Here is an 18168-nt window from a genome sequence, read left to right as displayed (position 1 = left end):
TGCGTCGCTGATCGATCAGGAGGTTGCGGGATCGGGCTGATGGTCGGGCTTGATCTGCGGGCGTTCGGCCATGATGCGACCCAGACGCTCCAGCGTCAGCTCGAGGCGCTCGACCAGTCCTTCCAGCAATACGCGGCGGTCGGCGGGCACGTTGCCGTGGGCGGCGATGGCTTCGTTCAGGCGCTGGCCTGCCTCGCGAATGCCCTGAGGCTGGCGGCCGTTGGCGCTCTCCTCGAAGCCGCTGGCCAGGGCGCGGAGTAGCTGGCGATGCGCCCGTCGAATCAGCGGGTGCGGGGCGTCGTCGAGGCGGTCACGCAGGCGCAGCGTCGCAGTGCCCAGATCCAGCCCGGTCAGCCCCAGAATGAACAGATGGCGCTGATCCTCCGGCAGCATGTCGTCGTGTTGCGCCAGTTGCAGGATGCGATCGGCCATGTGTCCGCTGAAGCGGGTTTCGGCGTCGCGTATCGACCGCCGCCGCAAGTGATGGATGTCTCTCGAAATGGCATTGATCAGGCGGCGCCGACGCAGGCGCGTGCCGAGCCCTGGTAGCAGCCGGAAGCCCATCACTACGCAGGTTAGGCCGATGATCACCGCGACGGCGCGATTGGCGAAGCTGTCGAAGGAGAAATCCATGTTGTTGCCGGGCATGGTCAGCAGGATATTGAAGATCGTGAAGGCTAGGCAGTAACCCATCGTCGCCGGATTGGTCGCCCCCAGTAGCCCCAGGAACAGCGGCGTGCCGAACAGCATGGCCAGCATCGGGAAACCATGGGCTTGTGACAGCAATACATGGCCGAACAGAAAGGCGCTGGGAATGGCCGCAAGCATGCCCTTGTAGAACATCATGGTGATCGCCACCGGGTTGTCGCGGCTGGCAAAGAACGACGAGAACAGCGTGCCCAGTAGCATGGCGACCATGGCGCTGTTCCAGGCGGTGAGAATCCAGGAGGTGGCCAGCGTGCCGAACACCAACCCGGAACGGATGGCGTTGATACCGGCGGCAAGGTGATCGCGATGCCAGGCCAGCGAGGCCGAACGCAACTTGTGGGTGCCGGGCGAGGCGATCGCCTCGCGGGCGTCGAGCATCACCATGGCGTGGCCGATCGACTCGCGCAGGCCCAGACGCGCGCGCCGATCCAGCGGAGCCATGCCTTCTTCGTCGCTCTCGTGGACCAGATGACGCAGGTCCTGAAGTTCCTGACGCGCCTGGGGAACGCCCTTGACGTGTTCCGCCTCGCGAAACCCCTGGGCGACCTGAAGCGCTATCTCGAGACTCCGATTGTCCAGTTTGTCGGCGTGATCGTGCAGCATCTGATGCAGCGCCTGCAGATTGGCCAGAAAACGCAGCGTGCGTCGGGTCAGCACGTGAGTGGCGCGGATGCGGCCCGGCCCCTCCGGCCCTTCGAAGCGTGCTGCCTGGCTATCCGTTTCCAGTACTGTCAGCGGGCCCAGGCTACCCCGCAGCGCCTTTTGCATGGCGGGAATGTCGTCGCTGGCTTCGAGTCGCAGGGCGGCATTCTCGAATGCTTCGTTGATGACCGTGTCGGCCTGGTCGGAAAGATGCTTGCCGACCCGAGAGGGCCACAGCAGCGAACTGACCAGGGTGGCGCAGATGGCGCCCAGCCCCAGTTCCGACAGTCGCGCCACCGCGATATCGAAGATTCCTCCCGGGGTGCTGCCGTTGGAGATCACCACGATCAGCATGGCGGTGACCGCAGCCATCAGGCAGCCGTAGGTGTAGTTGTTGCGCCACAGCGAGCCGACGTAGGTACACAGCATGATCCACAGCGTCAGCGTGATCAGCGCCGGCACTCGCGCCTGGGCGAAGAGCGCCATGATGAGGATACCCGCCGTCGCGCCGATCAGCGTGCCGCTGATCTGGCAGATGCCTTTCTCGATGACCATGCCGCTCATCGGCCGGATCTGCAGGAAGGCGGCCGAGATCAATGCCCAGTAAGGGCGGTCGAGGTTGAACCACAGCGCCAGATAGAGCGCGATCATCATCGCCAGGGTGGTCTTGATGGCGAACTTGACCGCCGAGGTCTCGGGCATCAGGTAGGTCTTGACGAGCGGTGACATGGCGTTCACCGCGCGTCGGCGGCGGTGTCTCCGGCCGGACCTTCGTCAGGCCGCTGGGCCTGCTGGGTGGGGCGTCGATCGGCAGGAACATTGGCAGGCGTGGCCGTGCTCACCGGCGTCGAGACGCGGTCGTCGGCGTGATCACCGTCCGCCTTTTCGACCCGTACCGTGGCCGTCATACCGGAACTGAGCAGCGTCTCGTCGGGAATGTGGTCCAGGGTGATGCGCACCGGGATACGCTGGGCCAGCCGTACCCAGTTGAAAGTGGGCTGTACCTGCGGCAGCTGCTGGTTGTTGAGAGTGGTATTGGCGTCCGCGATGCCGCGGCCGATACCGGCGACGTGCCCGCGCAAATGGGTATCGCCATTCATCAGAGTGACCGCGACCGGATCGCCGACCCGGATCGACGGCATCTTGGTCTCTTCGAAATAACCCATGACGTAGTAGGAGTTCGACTGCACCAGCGCCATGACCGGGGTGCCGCGAGTCACGTAGTTGCCCGCGGCGAGTTGCAGATTGAGCACATGACCGCTGACCGGCGCCACGACCTGGGTGCGCTCCAGGTCGAGCTTGGCGCTGGCCAGATCGGCCTGGGCCTGCTTGAGATTGGCAGCGGCGACCCGGCTGTTGATCTGGGCGATCTGGCGATCTTCGGCGCTGATCGAACGGCTGCTCAACTGACTGCGGCGCTGGGCTTCGGTCTGACGCAGCTTCAAGGTGGCTTCACGGTTCTCCACCGTCGCCTGCGCCTGTTCCAGAGCCGCCTGATAGCGTGCAGGGTCGATCTCGAACAGGGTGTCGCCCTTGGCGACGAGGCCGGTGTCGTTGACGTTCAAGGTGCGTACCCATCCGGAAACGTCCGGGGCGATGGTCACGACTTCCGCACGTACGCGCGCATCTCGCGTCCATGGCGTGAAGAGGTAGTAGTTCCACAGCCAGAAACCGGCGGCCACGGCGATCGCGACGACGACGAGGGTCAGGAGGACACGTAGCGAATTGCGCATCAAGTACTCTCGAGCAGGACGGAAAACAGAAAGGTAATGCCGGCAGTGAACAGCACGAACAGCGAAACGTCGAACCAGGCCTCATACCACAGCGCGCGCTGACCGATCATCCAGTGCAGCAGCGAGCGCACGGCGATGGTGGCGATGAATCCGATCATCGCGTAGAGCAGCAATGGGCTGATGAAGATTCCGCCCACGGCGATTTCCTGTAGACCCATACGTATCCCGTTGGTAGTGGCGGCGTGGGACGGACGGTAATGTTAGCACGCTATTTAAATAGGGTCACAACCGCCGCCATCGTTGTTGTGATGCTGGTCGCATTGGTCTTGATCGCGGCCGTAGCCGTAGCCGTAGCCGTGACCCGTAACCTTGATTCGTAGTCTAACTGGAAACCGCCGCTTCGGGGACGATGTGGATCTCCGAGACAGCGACCTCATGCCGGGCAGGCTTGCCTGGCTCGTCTGGCTCGGCACAGCGATATCAGGCATTGTCATCCTCGACCAGTACGCGTGAAAACTTGACGATCTCGTCGCGCCGGTCGGCCCAGCCCAGGTGCTGCCAGAAACGGTGAGCTTCGTGATTATCCGCCAGCGTGTCGAGATGCACTTTCTCGATCCCCGCGTCCAGCAGCGCCGCCAGGCAGCGCTCGACCATCTTCCGGGCGAGCCCGAGGTGACGGTAGTCCGGGTCGACCATGACGTGTTGCAGATAGCCGCGTCGGCCATCGTGACCGGCCATGGCGCAGCCGACGATACCTGTTCCCTCGGCTGAACGCGCCACGAAGCTCAATCCGGGGTTGCGCTCGAGATAGCGCTGCGTGGCCGCATAGCCATCGGCGGTTCTGAGCACCACACCCGGGGTGCGCAGCATCATGGCGGCGAAATCCGCGTGATCGTCGGGGGTCATGGGCTGGATGTCGGGCATCGATTGATGGTTCATGGGGCAGCACTCGATTGGCGGTGACGTCGGAAACGGATGTTGATGACGGCGAGCCCGGCAATGACCATGGCGCCCCCCGCGAGCTTGTTGAAGCCCAGCGGGTCGCCCAGCAGCCAGACCCCGAGAATGACGGCGAAGACCGGCATCAGCAGGGTCAACGGTACTACTCGGCTGACGGGGTGTTTCTGTAGTAGCCAGTACCATAGCCCGTAGGCGGCGATCGACGACATCACCGCGGTGTAGACCACGGCACCCCAGCCGGCCCAGCCAGCCTGCTGGATCGCCTGCCACTGATGATCCTCGAATAGCCAGCTACCCAGCGCGACCAGCGGGATCGCGAACAGCGAGATCCAGCCGGTCAGGGTCAGCGGTGCGATCGGCGGGGCGAGCTTGATGATCATGGTCGAGACCGCCCAGAAAAACGCGCTGGCGAGCAGCAGGGCGGTGGATGCCGGCGGCGGCAGCGAAGGGCCGCCGGCCAGCACCACGACACCGCCGAATGCCAGGATCAATCCGACGATCCGCCGCGAGCCGAGTTTCTCCTTGAGGAATATCGCCGCCAGCAGCGTCGCGAACGGTGTGCCCATCTGTACCAGCAGGGCGCCGGTACCGGCTTCCGATCGCTGCAGGCCCAGAAACAGCAGCGGGAAGTGCAACCCGCCGAAGGTCACGGCCAATACCAGAATCCAGGGAAGCTGCCGACGTGAAATGCGTGTGAACGGCACCACCAGCACGGCGACCAGCATGAAGCGAAGAACCGTTACCAGCAGGGGTGGCAGATCCTCGATCCCGACCTTGATCACGATGATATTGAAAGCCCAGATGGCGATGATGCCGAGGCCGATCAGTAGATGCTTGAGAGGCACGCGCGATACTCGTCTTTAAGGGCGTCGTTTAAAAGCGTCTGTTACGTTCGAAGATATCGTTCAAGAGCGCTACCGCATGGCGCTGATGAGACATTGTCCCAGCGCCTCGGACGAGAGCAAGGTTATTTTGAGCTGGCGTGCCGATCGTCGCTCCGAGAGAGGGCGAATCCCTGCTATTGGCGCGGCATCTCGGCATCCCTTACTGGAGATGAATGCGCTACCATGCGCCAGAATGCCTCCACAACTCATCCGGCAGGTGTCATGGCGACGATAAAACCGTTGGCGAAAATGATGATCCAGGGCGCGTTGCTGGTGTCGGTATTGCTGACGATACCGGCTTGGGGAGAGACGTCGCCACGCCATGAGCTGACTGTCGATAGCGGCCAGCGTGAACATAGCCTTCAGGTCGAGATTGCGAGAACGCCAGCAGAGCGCGCGAAAGGACTGATGGAGCGGCAAGCGTTGCCTGCCGAGGCGGGGATGTTGTTTGTCTACGCTAGCGAACAGTCGGGAGCCAACGCGTACTGGATGTACAAGACCCGAATCCCGCTGGATATCGCTTTCATCGACAGCGGGGGCGTGATCCGTTCGCTCAAGACGATGTCGCCCTGTCATGCCGAGCAGTCCAGCCGATGTCCCGTCTATCCGGCGGGCGCGCCATTCCGCGCGGCGCTGGAGACCAATGCCGGATACTTTGCCGCGCGCGGCATCGGCGTGGGCGATCGCATCGAACTGGCGCCGTGGCTGGATTCGCCCTGAAACGCATTCGTTTCCTGCATGAGACATGCCGATAACGGACTGCTAATTCGACGCGCTAATTCGACGCGCGAGTCCGACGCGCGAGCGCGCTGTCTTTCGCGGACGGTGTCTCGAGAGCGGTAGCTGCAGGCCGACCGGTGCTGCCATTTCAGCGATAGAGCGATGGATATGCCGTTCGCAAAGGTTTTGCCAGCTCAGAACACGCTATATGATGTCGCGCCGTCGGGTTAAGCTAGTTCGCGATACGTATGTTGCAATAGATAAGTCCACGGGCAGGGTGCGATGTCGATCACGCCTTTGAGGCACGCCGCTCAGCCTGTCGTCTTCGCGGTCGGAAAAGCCGATCAACACAATAAACGGGAAAAATTCGAGGTATGCGCATGAAACGCCACGCATTAACCGCAGCCATCTTCTCCACGGCTCTGATGGGGGTCGCATCGGTCTCGACGCCCGCCATGGCGCAGGATCAGCAGTACATCACGATCGGTACCGGCGGTCAGACCGGCGTCTACTACGTCGTCGGCCAGTCAGTCTGCCGGATGGTCAACCGCAGTGCCGAAGAGAGCGGCATCCGCTGTAACGCGCCGTCGACCGGCGGCTCCGTTGCCAATATCAACGGGATCAAGTCCGGCGAACTGAACATGGGCGTCGCCCAGTCGGACGTCCAGTTCAACGCGTATGAAGGCAAAGCGCAGTTCGACCAGCCGATGGAAAATCTGCGTTCGGTCTTCTCGCTGCACGGTGAGCCGCTCACCATCCTGGCGCGTGAAGATGCCAACATTCATTCCGTACAGGACCTGAAGGGCAAGCGCGTCAATATCGGCAACCCGGGTTCCGGCCAGCGCGCCACCATGGAAGTGCTGATGGACGCCGAGGGCTGGGACACCAGCGTGTTCTCGCTGGCTTCCGAACTGGGTGCGGCCGAGATGGCCTCGGCACTAGCCGACAACAACATCGATGCGATGGCCTACGTGGTCGGTCACCCCAACGGTGCGATCCAGGAAGCAACCACTACCGTTCCTTCCAATCTGGTGCCGCTGAACGACGATGTGGTCAAAGGGCTGGTCGACAAGTTCCCCTACTACAGCATGGCCACCATTCCCGGCGGCATGTACGAGGGTAACCCGGATGACGTCGAGACCTTCGGTGTCCGCGCCACCTTCGTCACGTCTGCCGACGTCGACGACGAAATCGTCTATCAGACCGTCAAGGCCGTGTTCGACAACTTCGATCGCTTCAAGCGTCTGCACCCCGCCTTCGCCAACATGAAGCCGGAAGACATGATCAGCCAGGGTCTTTCTGCACCGCTGCATGAAGGTGCCAAGCGCTACTACAAAGAGCAGGGCTGGCTGTAAAGGAAAAGGGCAGGCTGTAATCGCCCACAGCGCCATTCTTCCAAGATGGCGTTGACACTCTGACGCGGTGGTTGGTGACAACCGCCGCGTCCTTAGATCGAGTCCCCGCGACGCCTGGCGTCGCATCGAATCAAGCGCGAAATGATGTCGTCTCGATGTCCTTTCGCCTACCGGCTGCCAAGGGAGCGCTGAGTCATTCTCCGAGCGAGATGAAGCGCAAGGCGCACGGAACGCAGAAGGTGAGACATAACTTGGGGTTAGGTGAGCCTTCGAGTACCGCGCACAAATTCGCCGGGAGCGAATTTGAACGGCCGTAGGCCGGCCTTCGGTGACCGCCAGGGATGGCGGTCATAGCGTAGCGATTCGCTCGCGCAGGCAATTATTCAGTGTTTCCTCAAGTCAGGATCTGCTCATGACGGACAACAAAACTTCTGGCCCTGATCAGGCCAAGCTGGACGAACTGGCTGCGACCGATACCGGGGGGCGCAAGCTGACCGGGATGCCGAATCGCCTGTTGCTGGGCATAGCGGCGCTGTGGTCACTGTTTCAGCTCTGGATCGCCTCGCCGCTACCCTTCATGGTCGGGTTCGGTGTCTTCAGCGCCACCGAGGCGCGTTCCATCCACCTCGCATTCGCGGTCTTTCTTGCCTTCATGGCCTATCCGGCGTTCAAGCGCTCTCCGCGCGAACGCATGCCGATCCTCGACTGGGTCATGGCGATCGTGGCGGCGTTCTGCGCCTCCTATCTCTACTTTTTCTACGCGCAGCTGTCACAGCGTCCCGGTGCCCCGATCCTGCAGGATGTGATCGTCGGCGTCATCGGCATTGTGCTGCTGCTCGAAGCGACGCGCCGCGCGCTCGGCCCGCCGCTGATGATCATTGCGCTGATCTTTCTGGTCTACTCGCTGGCCGGGCCTTACATGCCGGGCATTCTGGCCCACCGCGGCGTGAGCTTTTCGGGTCTGGTCAACCACCAGTGGCTGACCACGCAAGGCGTGTTCGGGATCGCGCTGGGGGTCTCCACCAGTTTCGTGTTCCTGTTCGTGCTGTTCGGCGCGCTGCTCGACAAGGCGGGTGCCGGCAACTACTTCATCAAGGTGGCGTTCTCGCTGCTGGGCCACTATCGCGGCGGTCCGGCCAAGGCGGCGGTTGTCGCCTCCGGCCTCACCGGCCTGATTTCCGGCTCTTCGATTGCCAATACCGTGACCACCGGTACCTTCACCATTCCGATGATGAAGCGTGTCGGTTTCAGTGCCACCAAGGCCGGCGCGGTCGAGGTTTCCTCCTCCGTCAACGGTCAGATCATGCCGCCCGTCATGGGGGCCGCGGCGTTTCTGATGGTCGAGTATGTGGGCATCTCCTATCTCGAGGTGATCAAGCATGCCTTTCTGCCGGCGGTGATCTCCTATATCGCGCTGCTCTACATCGTTCATCTCGAAGCGATGAAGGCGGGCATGCAGGGGCTGCCCAGCGGCAACCCGCAGCGTCCGTGGCTCAACAAGATTATTGGGTTTCTGACCGGTCTGGTCGGATTGATGCTGATGTCCGTCATCGTCTATTACGGCCTCGGCTGGCTCAAGCCCGCGCTGGGCGAGAGCGCGCCTTGGGTCATCGCGCTTTTGCTTGCCGCCGTCTATGTGGGGCTGATCAAGCTGGGTTCGAACTATCCCCCGCTGGAAATCGATGACCCCAATTCTGAAATCACCACGCTGCCGCGCACCAAACCCACCGTGATGGTGGGGCTGCACTATATCCTGCCGGTCGTGGTGCTGGTGTGGTGTCTGATGGTGGAGCGTCTGTCGCCGGGGCTTTCGGCTTTCTGGGCCACCGCCTTCATGATCTTCATCATCCTGACCCAGCGCCCGGTCGACGCGTTATTCCGGGGCAAAAGCGATCTGGTCAACGACATCAAGCGCGGCGGCATGGACCTCTGGGACGGTCTGATCGATGGCGCCCGCAACATGATCGGCATCGGTATTGCCACGGCGACCGCCGGCATCATCGTCGGCGCCGTTGCCCAGACCGGGGTTGGCCTGGTGCTGGCGGACCTGGTCGAGACACTATCGATGGGCAACCTGCTGCTGATGCTGCTGCTCACCGGGGTTCTGAGCCTGATCCTGGGCATGGGTCTGCCGACCACCGCCAACTACATCGTGGTTTCCGCGCTGCTGGCGCCGGTCATCGTTCAGTTGGGCGAGCAAAATGGCCTGATCGTACCGCTGATCGCCGTTCACATGTTCGTGTTCTACTTCGGCATCATGGCAGACGTGACGCCGCCGGTAGGACTCGCCTCGTTCGCCGCGGCGGCGATCTCCGGCGCGGATCCGATCCGGACCGGGTTCCAGGCGTTCTACTACAGCCTGAGAACGGCGGCGCTGCCGTTCCTGTTCATCTTCAATACCGATCTGTTGCTGATCAATGTCGATTGGCTGCACGGCGTCATCATCTTCATCGTGGCCACGGCGGCTATGCTGATTTTCGCGGCGGCAACGCAAGGATTCATGCTGGTCAAGAGTCGCTGGTACGAGAGCCTGCTGCTGCTGCTGATCGCCTTCTCGCTGTTCCGCCCCGGCTTCTGGATGGACATGATCGATGCGCCCTACGAAGAGGTGCCGCCGGCGCAGTTCGAACAGGCCCTGGGTGAGATCGGCCCCGACGGTCATCTGATGACGCGTATCGACGGTCTCGACGCCTACGGTTCGCCCACCAGTTTCGTGATCCAGGTGCCGGCGACCGAGGGCGATACCGGGGCCGAGCGGCTCTCGAGCCTGGGCCTGCATCTGATGCAGGAAGACGGCAAGACGCTGGTCGACATGACCGATTTCGATAGCCAGGCGGAAAAGCTCGGTTTCGATTTCGATCAGCAGATCGTATCGGTGCGTATCCCCACGTCTCAGATGCCGAAAGAGTTGATGTGGATCCCGGGTCTGTTGCTGTTCGGGCTGGTCGTCCTGCTCCAGCGGCGTCGACGTGAACCCAAAGCGAACAAGCCGGAACGCGTCGCGACCGCCTGACGCGGGATCGCGGGCGTGGCAACATGACGGTCGTCTCTCCGGAGACGGCCGTTTTTGTATTCGATTCGATCGCGCCAATGTCGTTGCGCCGCTTGATCGTCAGCATGAACGAGGTGACCGTGAGCTTTCCCGACGCATCCATCGACTATCGCCAGAACCCGGAGTGCTACCGTATCGGCCATGGGGAACGCGGCGTGTTTCACGTCCATCCCTACAAGGACGAGCTGCTTCCGCTGTGGGCGATTCGTAACGAGGCCGATGCCAGACAGGCCGTTGCCGACATCCATGAACGCTACCGCGACTATCGTCAGCAGGGCGATTTCGTCGGCATGGACATGGCGCGCAAGTATCTCCAGATGGGTTACACCCGCGCGCGGCGCTATGCGCGCTATCCCGGTGGGCGCAAGAAGGATGCCGAGGGTCGCCTGCGGCAACCGAGCAACGCCGACGCCGAGAAGGCACGCATTGCCGAGCACTATCGTGAGATGCTGGACCAGGTACGCGACGACCAAGCCTACCAGCGGGCCAAGCGTGACTATCAGCGTCGGCTGAGATCCGCCAAGCGCTGATTCCCGCGGATTCGCGTCATCACTTTTCGCAAGGAGTCTTTCGTGCCAACCCTCGCTGCCATTCATCGTTATCCGATCAAGTCCACGGCGGGCTCATCGTTGCAACGTGCTCGAGTCGAGGAAGAGGGCCTGGTCGGCGATCGCCGGTTCATGGTGGTCAAGCCCGACGGCACTTTCCTGACGGCGCGGACGCATCCCGGGCTCCAGCTCGTGCGCGCACAGTTCGATGGCGAACGCCTCACCGTGACTCACGGCAGGCTGCCGCCGGTGGACGTGGCGCGCCAGGAGTTTTCGGGTCAGCCGTTCGAGACTCAGGTCTGGGCCGACCCCTTCACGGCAACCACGACCCATGACTCGCTCGACGCGTGGTTCAGCGAGGCTGCCGGCGAACCCGCGCGGCTGCTGTGGCTGGGCGAGCGATCGTCGCGCTACCGGGAGTCGATCGGTGTCCGGGTAAGCTTCGCCGACGGCTACCCGCTGCTGCTGATCTCCGAGGCCTCGCTGGAGGATCTCAACGCGCGTACCGATGGCACTCACGTGATGGCGCAGTTTCGGCCCAATCTCGTCGCCACCGGCACCGAGCCCTACGCCGAGGATGGCTGGAAACGCATTCGTATCGGCGACGTCACGTTTCGGATCGATGCGCCCTGCGCACGCTGCGCCATGGTGACGGTCGATCCGGCGCGCGGTGAAAAGCGGGTCGACAAGGAGCCGCTCAAGACCTTGGCAGGCTATCGCCGGGGCGAGAAGGGCAAGGTCTATTTCGGTCAGAATCTCGTCGCGGAAAACAGCGGTGAGATCGGCGTCAACGCCCCGATCGAGGTGCTGGAAACCACCGGTTGACATGAACCCGGCATGAACGCCATCGGCAAATGGCGTTCATGCCTGCAAGCGTCACGAGTGATTGAAATCGATTCATCTTCACGCAAGGTTGTCGCGCCTTCTGTTACATTAGTTTTTATTAAATTTTTGATGTGTCCCGCCTTCGTTTTTATTTCATGAAGCCCGCTGTCATGCCGGGTTCATCTATACCTCCGTCCCTGCTCCGGAAGCCCCATTTTACGTTTTGGGACAGTCGGCACTCGCCGTTTGGCTGCTATCCGATGTCAGTGGGTCTCTTCTGTCACGTTTTTCCGAATCAACATTCCATCACCTAGCCTTACGAAATTTGCCGTCTGCAAAGCGGATTCTGCTTGCCCGATCCAGCCTCCTCGCCGTACCACTGAAAGCGAAGCCTGCGCCTTTCGTCTCATGCCGATTCGTCTCCTTCGATTTGAACCTTCGGCTCGTAGTTATCGATAGGGCAGGTGATTTCATCAGAACCTTGTGTTGAGGCCGACTGATATCGAAACCGACCGACGTTCCCGGTTGCTCACGGACAAGGCTCTTCGATCGTCACCATACGGGAGTGCTGGACATGCAATTCTTCGACCGACTGTTACTCGAAAACCGGGCCTGGGCCGACGACATGAAGGCTTCCGATCCGGAGGTCTTCCAGCGGCTTCATCAGGGGCAATCGCCTGCCGCGTTATGGATTGGTTGCTGCGACAGTCGAGTACCGGCGGAGCAGATCTGCAACGCCAAACCCGGCGAACTCTTCATCCATCGCAATATCGCCAATCTGGTGCATGAAGACGACGCCAACGTCTCGAGCGTGCTCGAGTACGCGATCAACGCGCTCAAGGTGGATCACATCATCGTCTGTGGCCATCGCGGCTGCGGCGGCATTCAGGCGGCAGTCAGCGGTGGCGATGCCCTGCAGGCACTGCCCTACGTCGAAAGGCATCTCGGGCAGGTCAAACGGCTGGTCGCCGAGCATCACGTGGCGCTCGAGCAGTTCTCGCAGCTCAGCCAGAAGGTCGACCACGTGGTCGAGCTCAACGTGATCGCTCAGGTCGAACGGCTCGCCGAGATGCGTCTGGTCACCGATAGCTGGCAGGCCCGTCGGGCGCCGAGCCTGCACGGCTGGGTCTACGACCTCGCGAGCGGGCATCTGGATGAAGTCTGTCGTCGTGAGGTCGAAGGGAGCGGGTCCGAAAGCGCCGAGCCCGACTGGCAGCGCGCCGCGGCCGGATAGAACAACGCCTTTTACGCTGTGACTCATGGATTCGAGGACACGACGATGACGACATCAAGACAGACTGCATCAAGACAGACGGTATCTACACAGACGGTATCTACACAGACGGCGCCCATAACGTCGACGACATCGACACCTCACGACAACTCCGGCACCTTGTCCTTGCGACATCTCTCCCGGGATATCCCGGCGGGAATCGTCGTCTTCCTGGTTGCGATTCCACTCTGTCTGGGAATTGCACTGGCGTCCGGTGCACCGCCTATCGCAGGGCTCGTCGCCGGCATGATCGGCGGGCTGGTGGTGACGATGTTCAGTGGCTCCGCGCTCAGCGTCAGCGGCCCGGCCGCGGGGCTGACGGTGATCGTGCTGGACGCGATCGAGCAGCTCGGCAGCTTCGCCGCGTTCCTGATAGCCGTGATTCTGGCCGGCGTACTGCAACTGCTGATGGGCGTGTTCAAGCTGGGGCGAATCGGTGCCTTCGTGCCGACTTCGGTGATCAAGGGCATGCTGGCAGGGATCGGCCTGATCCTGGTGCTGGGGCAGTTCCCGATGGCGCTGGGTCACCCGCTGGATGACATGCCGGCGATTACCGACCCGGTGGCGCTGTTCAGTGATATCTCGCCACTGGCGACCGTGATCGCGCTGTTCAGTCTCGGTCTGCTGGTGCTGTGGGAGCAGCCGATCATCAAACGCCACCGCGCGCTGGCGCTGATTCCGGGCCCTCTGCTGGTGGTGCTCGGCAGTATCGCCATCGATCGCCTGGTCGGCGGTGCGATGCCTGGCTGGGCGCTGAGTGCCGGGCACCATATCGACCTGGGCGGGCTATCCGGGCCGACGGAACTGATCGGGCAGATGACTCACCCCGACCTTGGCGCTCTGGCCAATCCGGCGGTCTACACCGTCGCCATCACCATCGCCATCATTGCCAGTCTCGAAACCCTGCTGAGTCTGGAGGCGATCGACAAGCTCGATCCGCTCAAGCGTCACTCGCCGCCCCACCGTGAACTCAAGGCCCAGGGTGTCGGCAACATGGTCTGCGGGCTGGTCGGCGCGCTGCCGGTCACCGCGGTGATCGTGCGCAGCTCCGCCAATGCCAATGCCGGTGGTCGTACCCGGCTGTCGAGTGTGATACACGGCAGCCTGCTGCTGGTGAGCGTGGCGTTCCTGGCGATGTGGCTGGAGCTGATTCCCTTGGCGACCCTGGCGGCGATCCTGCTGCATACCGGCTACAAGCTGGCCAGACCGGCGCTGTTTCTCGATCAATACCGTGAAGGCATGCGTCGCTTCATCCCGTTCACCGTGACGGTGATCACGATTCTTGCCACCGATCTGCTGATGGGCGTGCTGGTGGGGCTGGTCTGCAGTCTCTACTTCCTGCTGCAATCGGGTTACCGCTCGGCCATTACTTGCACCCGGCGCGGCGATCACATGCTGCTCAAGTTCCAGCAGGACGTCTCGTTTCTCAATCGCGAGGAAATGCGCCAGTGTCTCGACGCCGTGCCAGATAACGGGGAGCTGATCATCGATGCCATCGGTGCCAACTACATCGATCCGGATATTCGCGAAGACATCGACCGCTTCGTCGAGAACGCCGCGGCCCGGGGGATCGTGGTCGAACTTCGCGACGTCGAAGGGACCAGCGGCACGTTCGGCGATGTCGAAGCCGTCCCCGCGAGTGCCCGCACCGTCTGAAACGGGCCTGAAGAGGGCCTATTAAGAGGGCCTATAAGAGGACCCTTGAGATAAGCCGCCTGCCAACCGCCCGCCTTCCCACGGGACGCGGTGGTTGGCATTGCCGGGTATCAGGGTGCTTCAGGCCAGCGATTTGCGCAGATAGACCCGCTTGAGGCCGAACTCTTCGGCGCGATGAGTTTCCACGTAGCCGTGGCGTCGGTAGATCGCCAGATTCTCGTGCATCAGCTCCTGGGTATAGAGCGTGATGCTGTCGAATTCGAGTTGGCGCGCCCGCGCCTCCGCGACCTGCATCAGTACCTTGCCGAATCCACGTCCCTGAGCGCTGGGAGCGACGGCGACGTTATCCAGCAGCAGCGTATCGGTCTGGGGAATCAACACCAGAAGACCCACCGGCTCACCGCCATTTCCCGCATCGACGCTCTCTTCACCGTCCGCGTTATCGAATAGCAGGCTGACGTGGCCGGCATCGATATGGCGTGCATAGCGGTGGTCATCGATGTCCCGCATCGGCCCGGGGATCTTGCCGATGCGATCGACGTAATGGCCGTAGGCCGCTTTGACCAGAGCCTCGATGGCCGGCAGGTCCGATAATCTGGCTTCGCGCAGAATGCTCACCGGCGAGTCTCGGAAAAACGGGTATCACAGTCGTCCGCGCCCAGCTGGGTCACTTCGCGGGGCGCGCCCTGATCGTCCAGCAGAACCTGGCCAATGCCGGCCCGATTCCACAGCCGCTCGCCTTTCGAGGCGTGCTCGGGGTCATAGGGTGCCACGGCCATGCGGCGCCGCTTGGTGAGCCAGTTCAGCGGCGACCAGGGCGCATAGAGCCAACGATTGAGGCGATCGAACCAGTCGAGCAAGGTCTCGGGGAAGGTGTTTTTGAGGCCGCTGCTGGTGATCTGCCACATGCGGGGGCCGGCCTCCTGCGTGAGCGAATCGCCGTGTTGCGCGGTGCTCGAATTCTCGCCTAACCCCAAGTTATGTCTCCAATTCTGCGCTCCGCGCGCCTTGCGCTTCCTCTCACTCGGTTGGCCGGCCAAGGCTTCAGATGGCCGCTGGCGGATGGTGATGGCGTAGACGAAGGAGTAGTGGACGTCGCCGGAGAGAATCACGTAGCGCTGCGGCGTGCGGCTGTGACGCAGAATATTGAGCATGGTATGCGCCGCGCCGGGGTGCGCCATCCAGTTCTCCGCGTCGACCAGCAGCGGCTTGCCGAACCAGGTGAAAACACGCTGAATGCCTTCGATCAGCTTGACCCCGAACACCGGCGCCGGGGAGACGATGATCACCGACGGCTCGCCGAGCAGCTGCTGCTGGAATTCGCTCAGCGCTTCCCAATCCATCAGCCCCGAGGGGTGATGCAGGCGGCGTTCGCTGCGCCAGCGCCGGGTACGCGTATCCAGCACCACCAGCCGAGGCGTCGAGTCGATCGTGTAGCCCCAGCCGGTAAACCGGAGCAGCTGCGTCACGAGCTGATTCTGGCTCTCGCAGTCGAGCTGGCCGCTGGCGCTGGCCGAGTCGATCCACGCACGGCTGGCGGCCAACGGCTCGGCCAGACCGTCAGGATCGTTGCCCCATCCCTGACACAGCAGGTAGGCGATGAGCGCGTTACCCACGATCCGGCGCGAGAAGGGGTGCTCGTAGACCGCGGCCTCCCAGGCGGCGGACAGATTCCAGTCGTCGGTGACATCGTGATCGTCGAAGATCATCAGTGTAGGTAGGTGGGCGAGCAGGCGTGCCACGCTCGGCAGCTCGGCCACGAAAGCATCGATATGCTGCTGTTCGCCGCGATAACGGTCCAGCTCCTCGGCGGCGAGCTCAGGAATCTCCACCTCGATCAGCCGCCATGGCGTCGGCGACCAGACCAGCAGGTACATCGCCAGCAGCTCGGCGAAGGTGATCAGGTGATTTTCCGCGCTGGCCGTGGTGAAGATCGGCTTGCGCACGCCACCGAAGAACTTCTCGCGCAGGGCCTCGGTGGATCGAATGGCGGGCAGCAGGTCATCGCGGTGGTAGTAGGTCTCGTCTCTGGCATACAGCTCGCTGCCGCTGGCGATGTCCGTACCTTCCAGGCACTCGTCGTGGAGCCCCAGGCGGGCGATCAGCGAGTGGATGGCGGCCAGCATCGGGCCGGCAACATCATCGGCGTAGATCTGATCGCCGGTCATCAGCAGCGCTGCAGGCCGGGCGGCGCTGTCTTGATGGCGCTCGCTCAGCCAGCGATCGGCGCGCGCCAGGCCATCCTGACTGGGATGGTGAGGCTTGCGACAGGAACCATGCAGCAAATTGTCGTAGCGCGAACGCAACACCAGCGTCGGCAGCGGCTCACCGTCGTAGCACAGCGACGCGCCCCAGTCGCGCATCGAGCGCCAGCCGGCGCCTTCCCCTTCCGCATTCACACGATAGGCGAGGTCGTAGGAAATCACGGCATCCAGAGGCAGGGGATCGTCCAGCTGCAGATCGATCAGATGAAGGTGCGCGTGGGTACCGACCGCCAACCGGGACGTCGCCGCTTCCAGATCATGGGTTCGGTCGCCTGCGTCAGAGCTGAGCGTCAATTGAAGTTCGAGGGCGCGTGAGGCAGCCAACCACAACACCAATCGACGGGGGGCGGCGCGGCGGAGCAGGGGGCCGGCCAGAATGTCGGGGAGATCGTCTGACAAGTCGTCATTCCTGAAAGCGTCGATGGGCTAAGCATACTTCAGCCGCTATACAGCGACCATGTAGAGCGCGTTCGAGAGACGATGCAAGATGTCACGCCGTCAGGCCGACTTTCAGCGCCGCCGCTTGAGCGTTCTGTCGATCACGTCCAGCCCCGGGGTGTACTCACCGCGTGCCGCCTGCATCGCTCTCGCCAATGCCTGCTCGGCGACCCGATCGTGATCCTGCGGCAGTGAGTTGACCTTGCAGGGCAGGAAATCGAGCAGCCGGTCATCGCCGAAAGTGGCCAGTCGCAGCGTATCCGGGGGGGCGCCGCGCTCGAGCAGGACGTCGAGCAGGCCGTCCATCAGCGTGTAGGACGCGGTGACGATGGCATCCGGCAGACCGCCGTCGTTCAGCAGGCTGCGCATCAGTCGTGCCCCGCTATCGCGGTCATAACGCTCGCCGCTGAGACAGCGCGGCTGGCAGTCCGGCTCGTCACGCAGAGCGTCCAGGAAGCCCTGTCGGCGCTCGGCGCTGATCGACAGATCCGGTACCGCGTCCAGCCACACCACGTCCGAAACGTCATCGGCCAGCAGCGAACGGGTCAACATCTCGCCGGCGGCACGGCCGTTGGTGACGATATTGACGAACCGCTCAGGGTCCAGCGGACGGTCGATGGCGATGACCGGCAGCCCTTGCGCCATCAGTTCGACGTAGAACGGATCCTCCGGGCTCAGGCTGCTGGCAACCAGCAGCACGTCGCAGCGTTGAGCGCGCAGCGACTTTGCGACCTCGCGTTCACTGCCGGGGTCATCGTCGGAACCGGCAATCAGCAATTGATAGCCCTGCTGGCGAGCGCCGTGCTCGAGTCGCTTGGCCAGACGCGCGTAGCTGCCGTTCTCCAGATCCGGCACGATCAGCCCCAGGGTTCGACTGTCGCCGCCGCGCAGCGCAGCCGCCTGGGCATCGATTCGATAATCGTGGGCGCTGGCGATGGCCAGAACGCGCTCCACCGTGGCCTGGCTGATGCGCCGCGTCCTGGCCTGGCCGTTGAGCACATAGCTGGCGGTGGTCCGGGAAACGCCGGCCAGACGGGCGATATCGGCAAGCTTCATGCAAGGCTCCTGCAACGTTGATGATCGGTGGGATGCATCCGACCAGCCTGGAAC

Annotated in this window: 15 protein-coding genes; 7 read left to right on the top strand and 8 right to left on the bottom strand. The window is 62.7% G+C overall.

The window, feature by feature from the left end:
- Positions 1–15: 15 nt before the first annotated feature.
- The 5 genes from ACUN9V_RS12075 to ACUN9V_RS12055 all read right to left on the bottom strand — a co-directional run bounded on the left by ACUN9V_RS12075 (position 16) and on the right by ACUN9V_RS12055 (position 4888).
- Positions 16–2079 carry an FUSC family protein gene (locus tag ACUN9V_RS12075; protein WP_445511558.1) on the bottom strand — a complete coding sequence of 688 codons (2064 nt, stop codon included), beginning with the start codon at positions 2077–2079 and terminating at the stop codon, positions 16–18.
- A gap of 5 nt (positions 2080–2084) precedes the next feature.
- Positions 2085–3083 (bottom strand): efflux RND transporter periplasmic adaptor subunit, encoded by a 999-nt coding sequence (locus tag ACUN9V_RS12070; RefSeq protein WP_445511557.1) that lies wholly within the window; start codon positions 3081–3083, stop codon positions 2085–2087.
- Positions 3083–3301 (bottom strand): DUF1656 domain-containing protein, encoded by a 219-nt coding sequence (locus ACUN9V_RS12065; protein WP_439304869.1) that lies wholly within the window; start codon positions 3299–3301, stop codon positions 3083–3085. The genes ACUN9V_RS12070 and ACUN9V_RS12065 overlap by 1 nt, the downstream gene beginning before the upstream one ends.
- A 262-nt stretch (positions 3302–3563) precedes the next feature.
- On the bottom strand, positions 3564–4022 hold the full coding sequence (locus ACUN9V_RS12060) for a GNAT family N-acetyltransferase (protein WP_445511556.1): 459 nt from the start codon (positions 4020–4022) through the stop codon (positions 3564–3566).
- Positions 4019–4888 carry a DMT family transporter gene (locus ACUN9V_RS12055; RefSeq protein WP_445511555.1) on the bottom strand — a complete coding sequence of 290 codons (870 nt, stop codon included), beginning with the start codon at positions 4886–4888 and terminating at the stop codon, positions 4019–4021. The genes ACUN9V_RS12060 and ACUN9V_RS12055 overlap by 4 nt, the downstream gene beginning before the upstream one ends.
- 222 nt (positions 4889–5110) lie before the next feature.
- Here ACUN9V_RS12055 and ACUN9V_RS12050 point away from each other — a divergent pair, with 222 nt between their 5' ends.
- From ACUN9V_RS12050 to ACUN9V_RS12020, 7 genes are all read left to right on the top strand, one after another.
- On the top strand, positions 5111–5647 hold the full coding sequence (locus ACUN9V_RS12050; RefSeq protein ID WP_445511554.1) for a DUF192 domain-containing protein: 537 nt from the start codon (positions 5111–5113) through the stop codon (positions 5645–5647).
- 380 nt (positions 5648–6027) lie between these two features.
- Positions 6028–7002, top strand: coding sequence for a TAXI family TRAP transporter solute-binding subunit (locus ACUN9V_RS12045; RefSeq protein ID WP_445511553.1), 975 nt, complete (start codon positions 6028–6030; stop codon positions 7000–7002).
- 412 nt (positions 7003–7414) lie between these two features.
- Positions 7415–10015, top strand: a complete 2601-nt coding sequence (locus ACUN9V_RS12040) for a TRAP transporter permease (RefSeq protein WP_445511552.1) — start codon at positions 7415–7417, stop codon at positions 10013–10015.
- Positions 10016–10038: 23 nt separating this feature from the next.
- Positions 10039–10584, top strand: coding sequence for a DUF4385 family protein (locus tag ACUN9V_RS12035; RefSeq protein WP_445511551.1), 546 nt, complete (start codon positions 10039–10041; stop codon positions 10582–10584).
- A gap of 42 nt (positions 10585–10626) precedes the next feature.
- Positions 10627–11427 carry an MOSC domain-containing protein gene (locus tag ACUN9V_RS12030; protein WP_445511550.1) on the top strand — a complete coding sequence of 267 codons (801 nt, stop codon included), beginning with the start codon at positions 10627–10629 and terminating at the stop codon, positions 11425–11427.
- Positions 11428–12001: 574 nt separating this feature from the next.
- Positions 12002–12661, top strand: coding sequence for a carbonic anhydrase (locus tag ACUN9V_RS12025; RefSeq protein WP_445511549.1), 660 nt, complete (start codon positions 12002–12004; stop codon positions 12659–12661).
- A gap of 159 nt (positions 12662–12820) precedes the next feature.
- The gene (locus tag ACUN9V_RS12020) at positions 12821–14356 is read left to right on the top strand and encodes a SulP family inorganic anion transporter (RefSeq protein WP_445511548.1); all 1536 of its coding nucleotides are present in this window, start codon (positions 12821–12823) and stop codon (positions 14354–14356) included.
- A 120-nt stretch (positions 14357–14476) separates the two neighbouring features.
- Here the strand turns inward: ACUN9V_RS12020 and ACUN9V_RS12015 are convergent, their stop codons facing one another.
- The 3 genes from ACUN9V_RS12015 to cra form a co-directional block, all read right to left on the bottom strand.
- Positions 14477–14974, bottom strand: a complete 498-nt coding sequence (locus tag ACUN9V_RS12015) for a GNAT family N-acetyltransferase (protein WP_445511547.1) — start codon at positions 14972–14974, stop codon at positions 14477–14479.
- Positions 14971–17019, bottom strand: coding sequence for an alkaline phosphatase family protein (locus tag ACUN9V_RS12010; RefSeq protein WP_445511546.1), 2049 nt, complete (start codon positions 17017–17019; stop codon positions 14971–14973). The genes ACUN9V_RS12015 and ACUN9V_RS12010 overlap by 4 nt, the downstream gene beginning before the upstream one ends.
- 111 nt (positions 17020–17130) lie before the next feature.
- Positions 17131–18114 (bottom strand): catabolite repressor/activator, encoded by a 984-nt coding sequence (cra, locus tag ACUN9V_RS12005; protein ID WP_445511545.1) that lies wholly within the window; start codon positions 18112–18114, stop codon positions 17131–17133.
- Positions 18115–18168: the final 54 nt, after the last annotated feature.

Source organism: Salinicola sp. V024, from assembly GCF_052645315.1.
The sequence above is the reverse complement of the archived record's forward strand: the minus strand, read 5'-3'. Positions and strand labels throughout refer to the sequence as shown.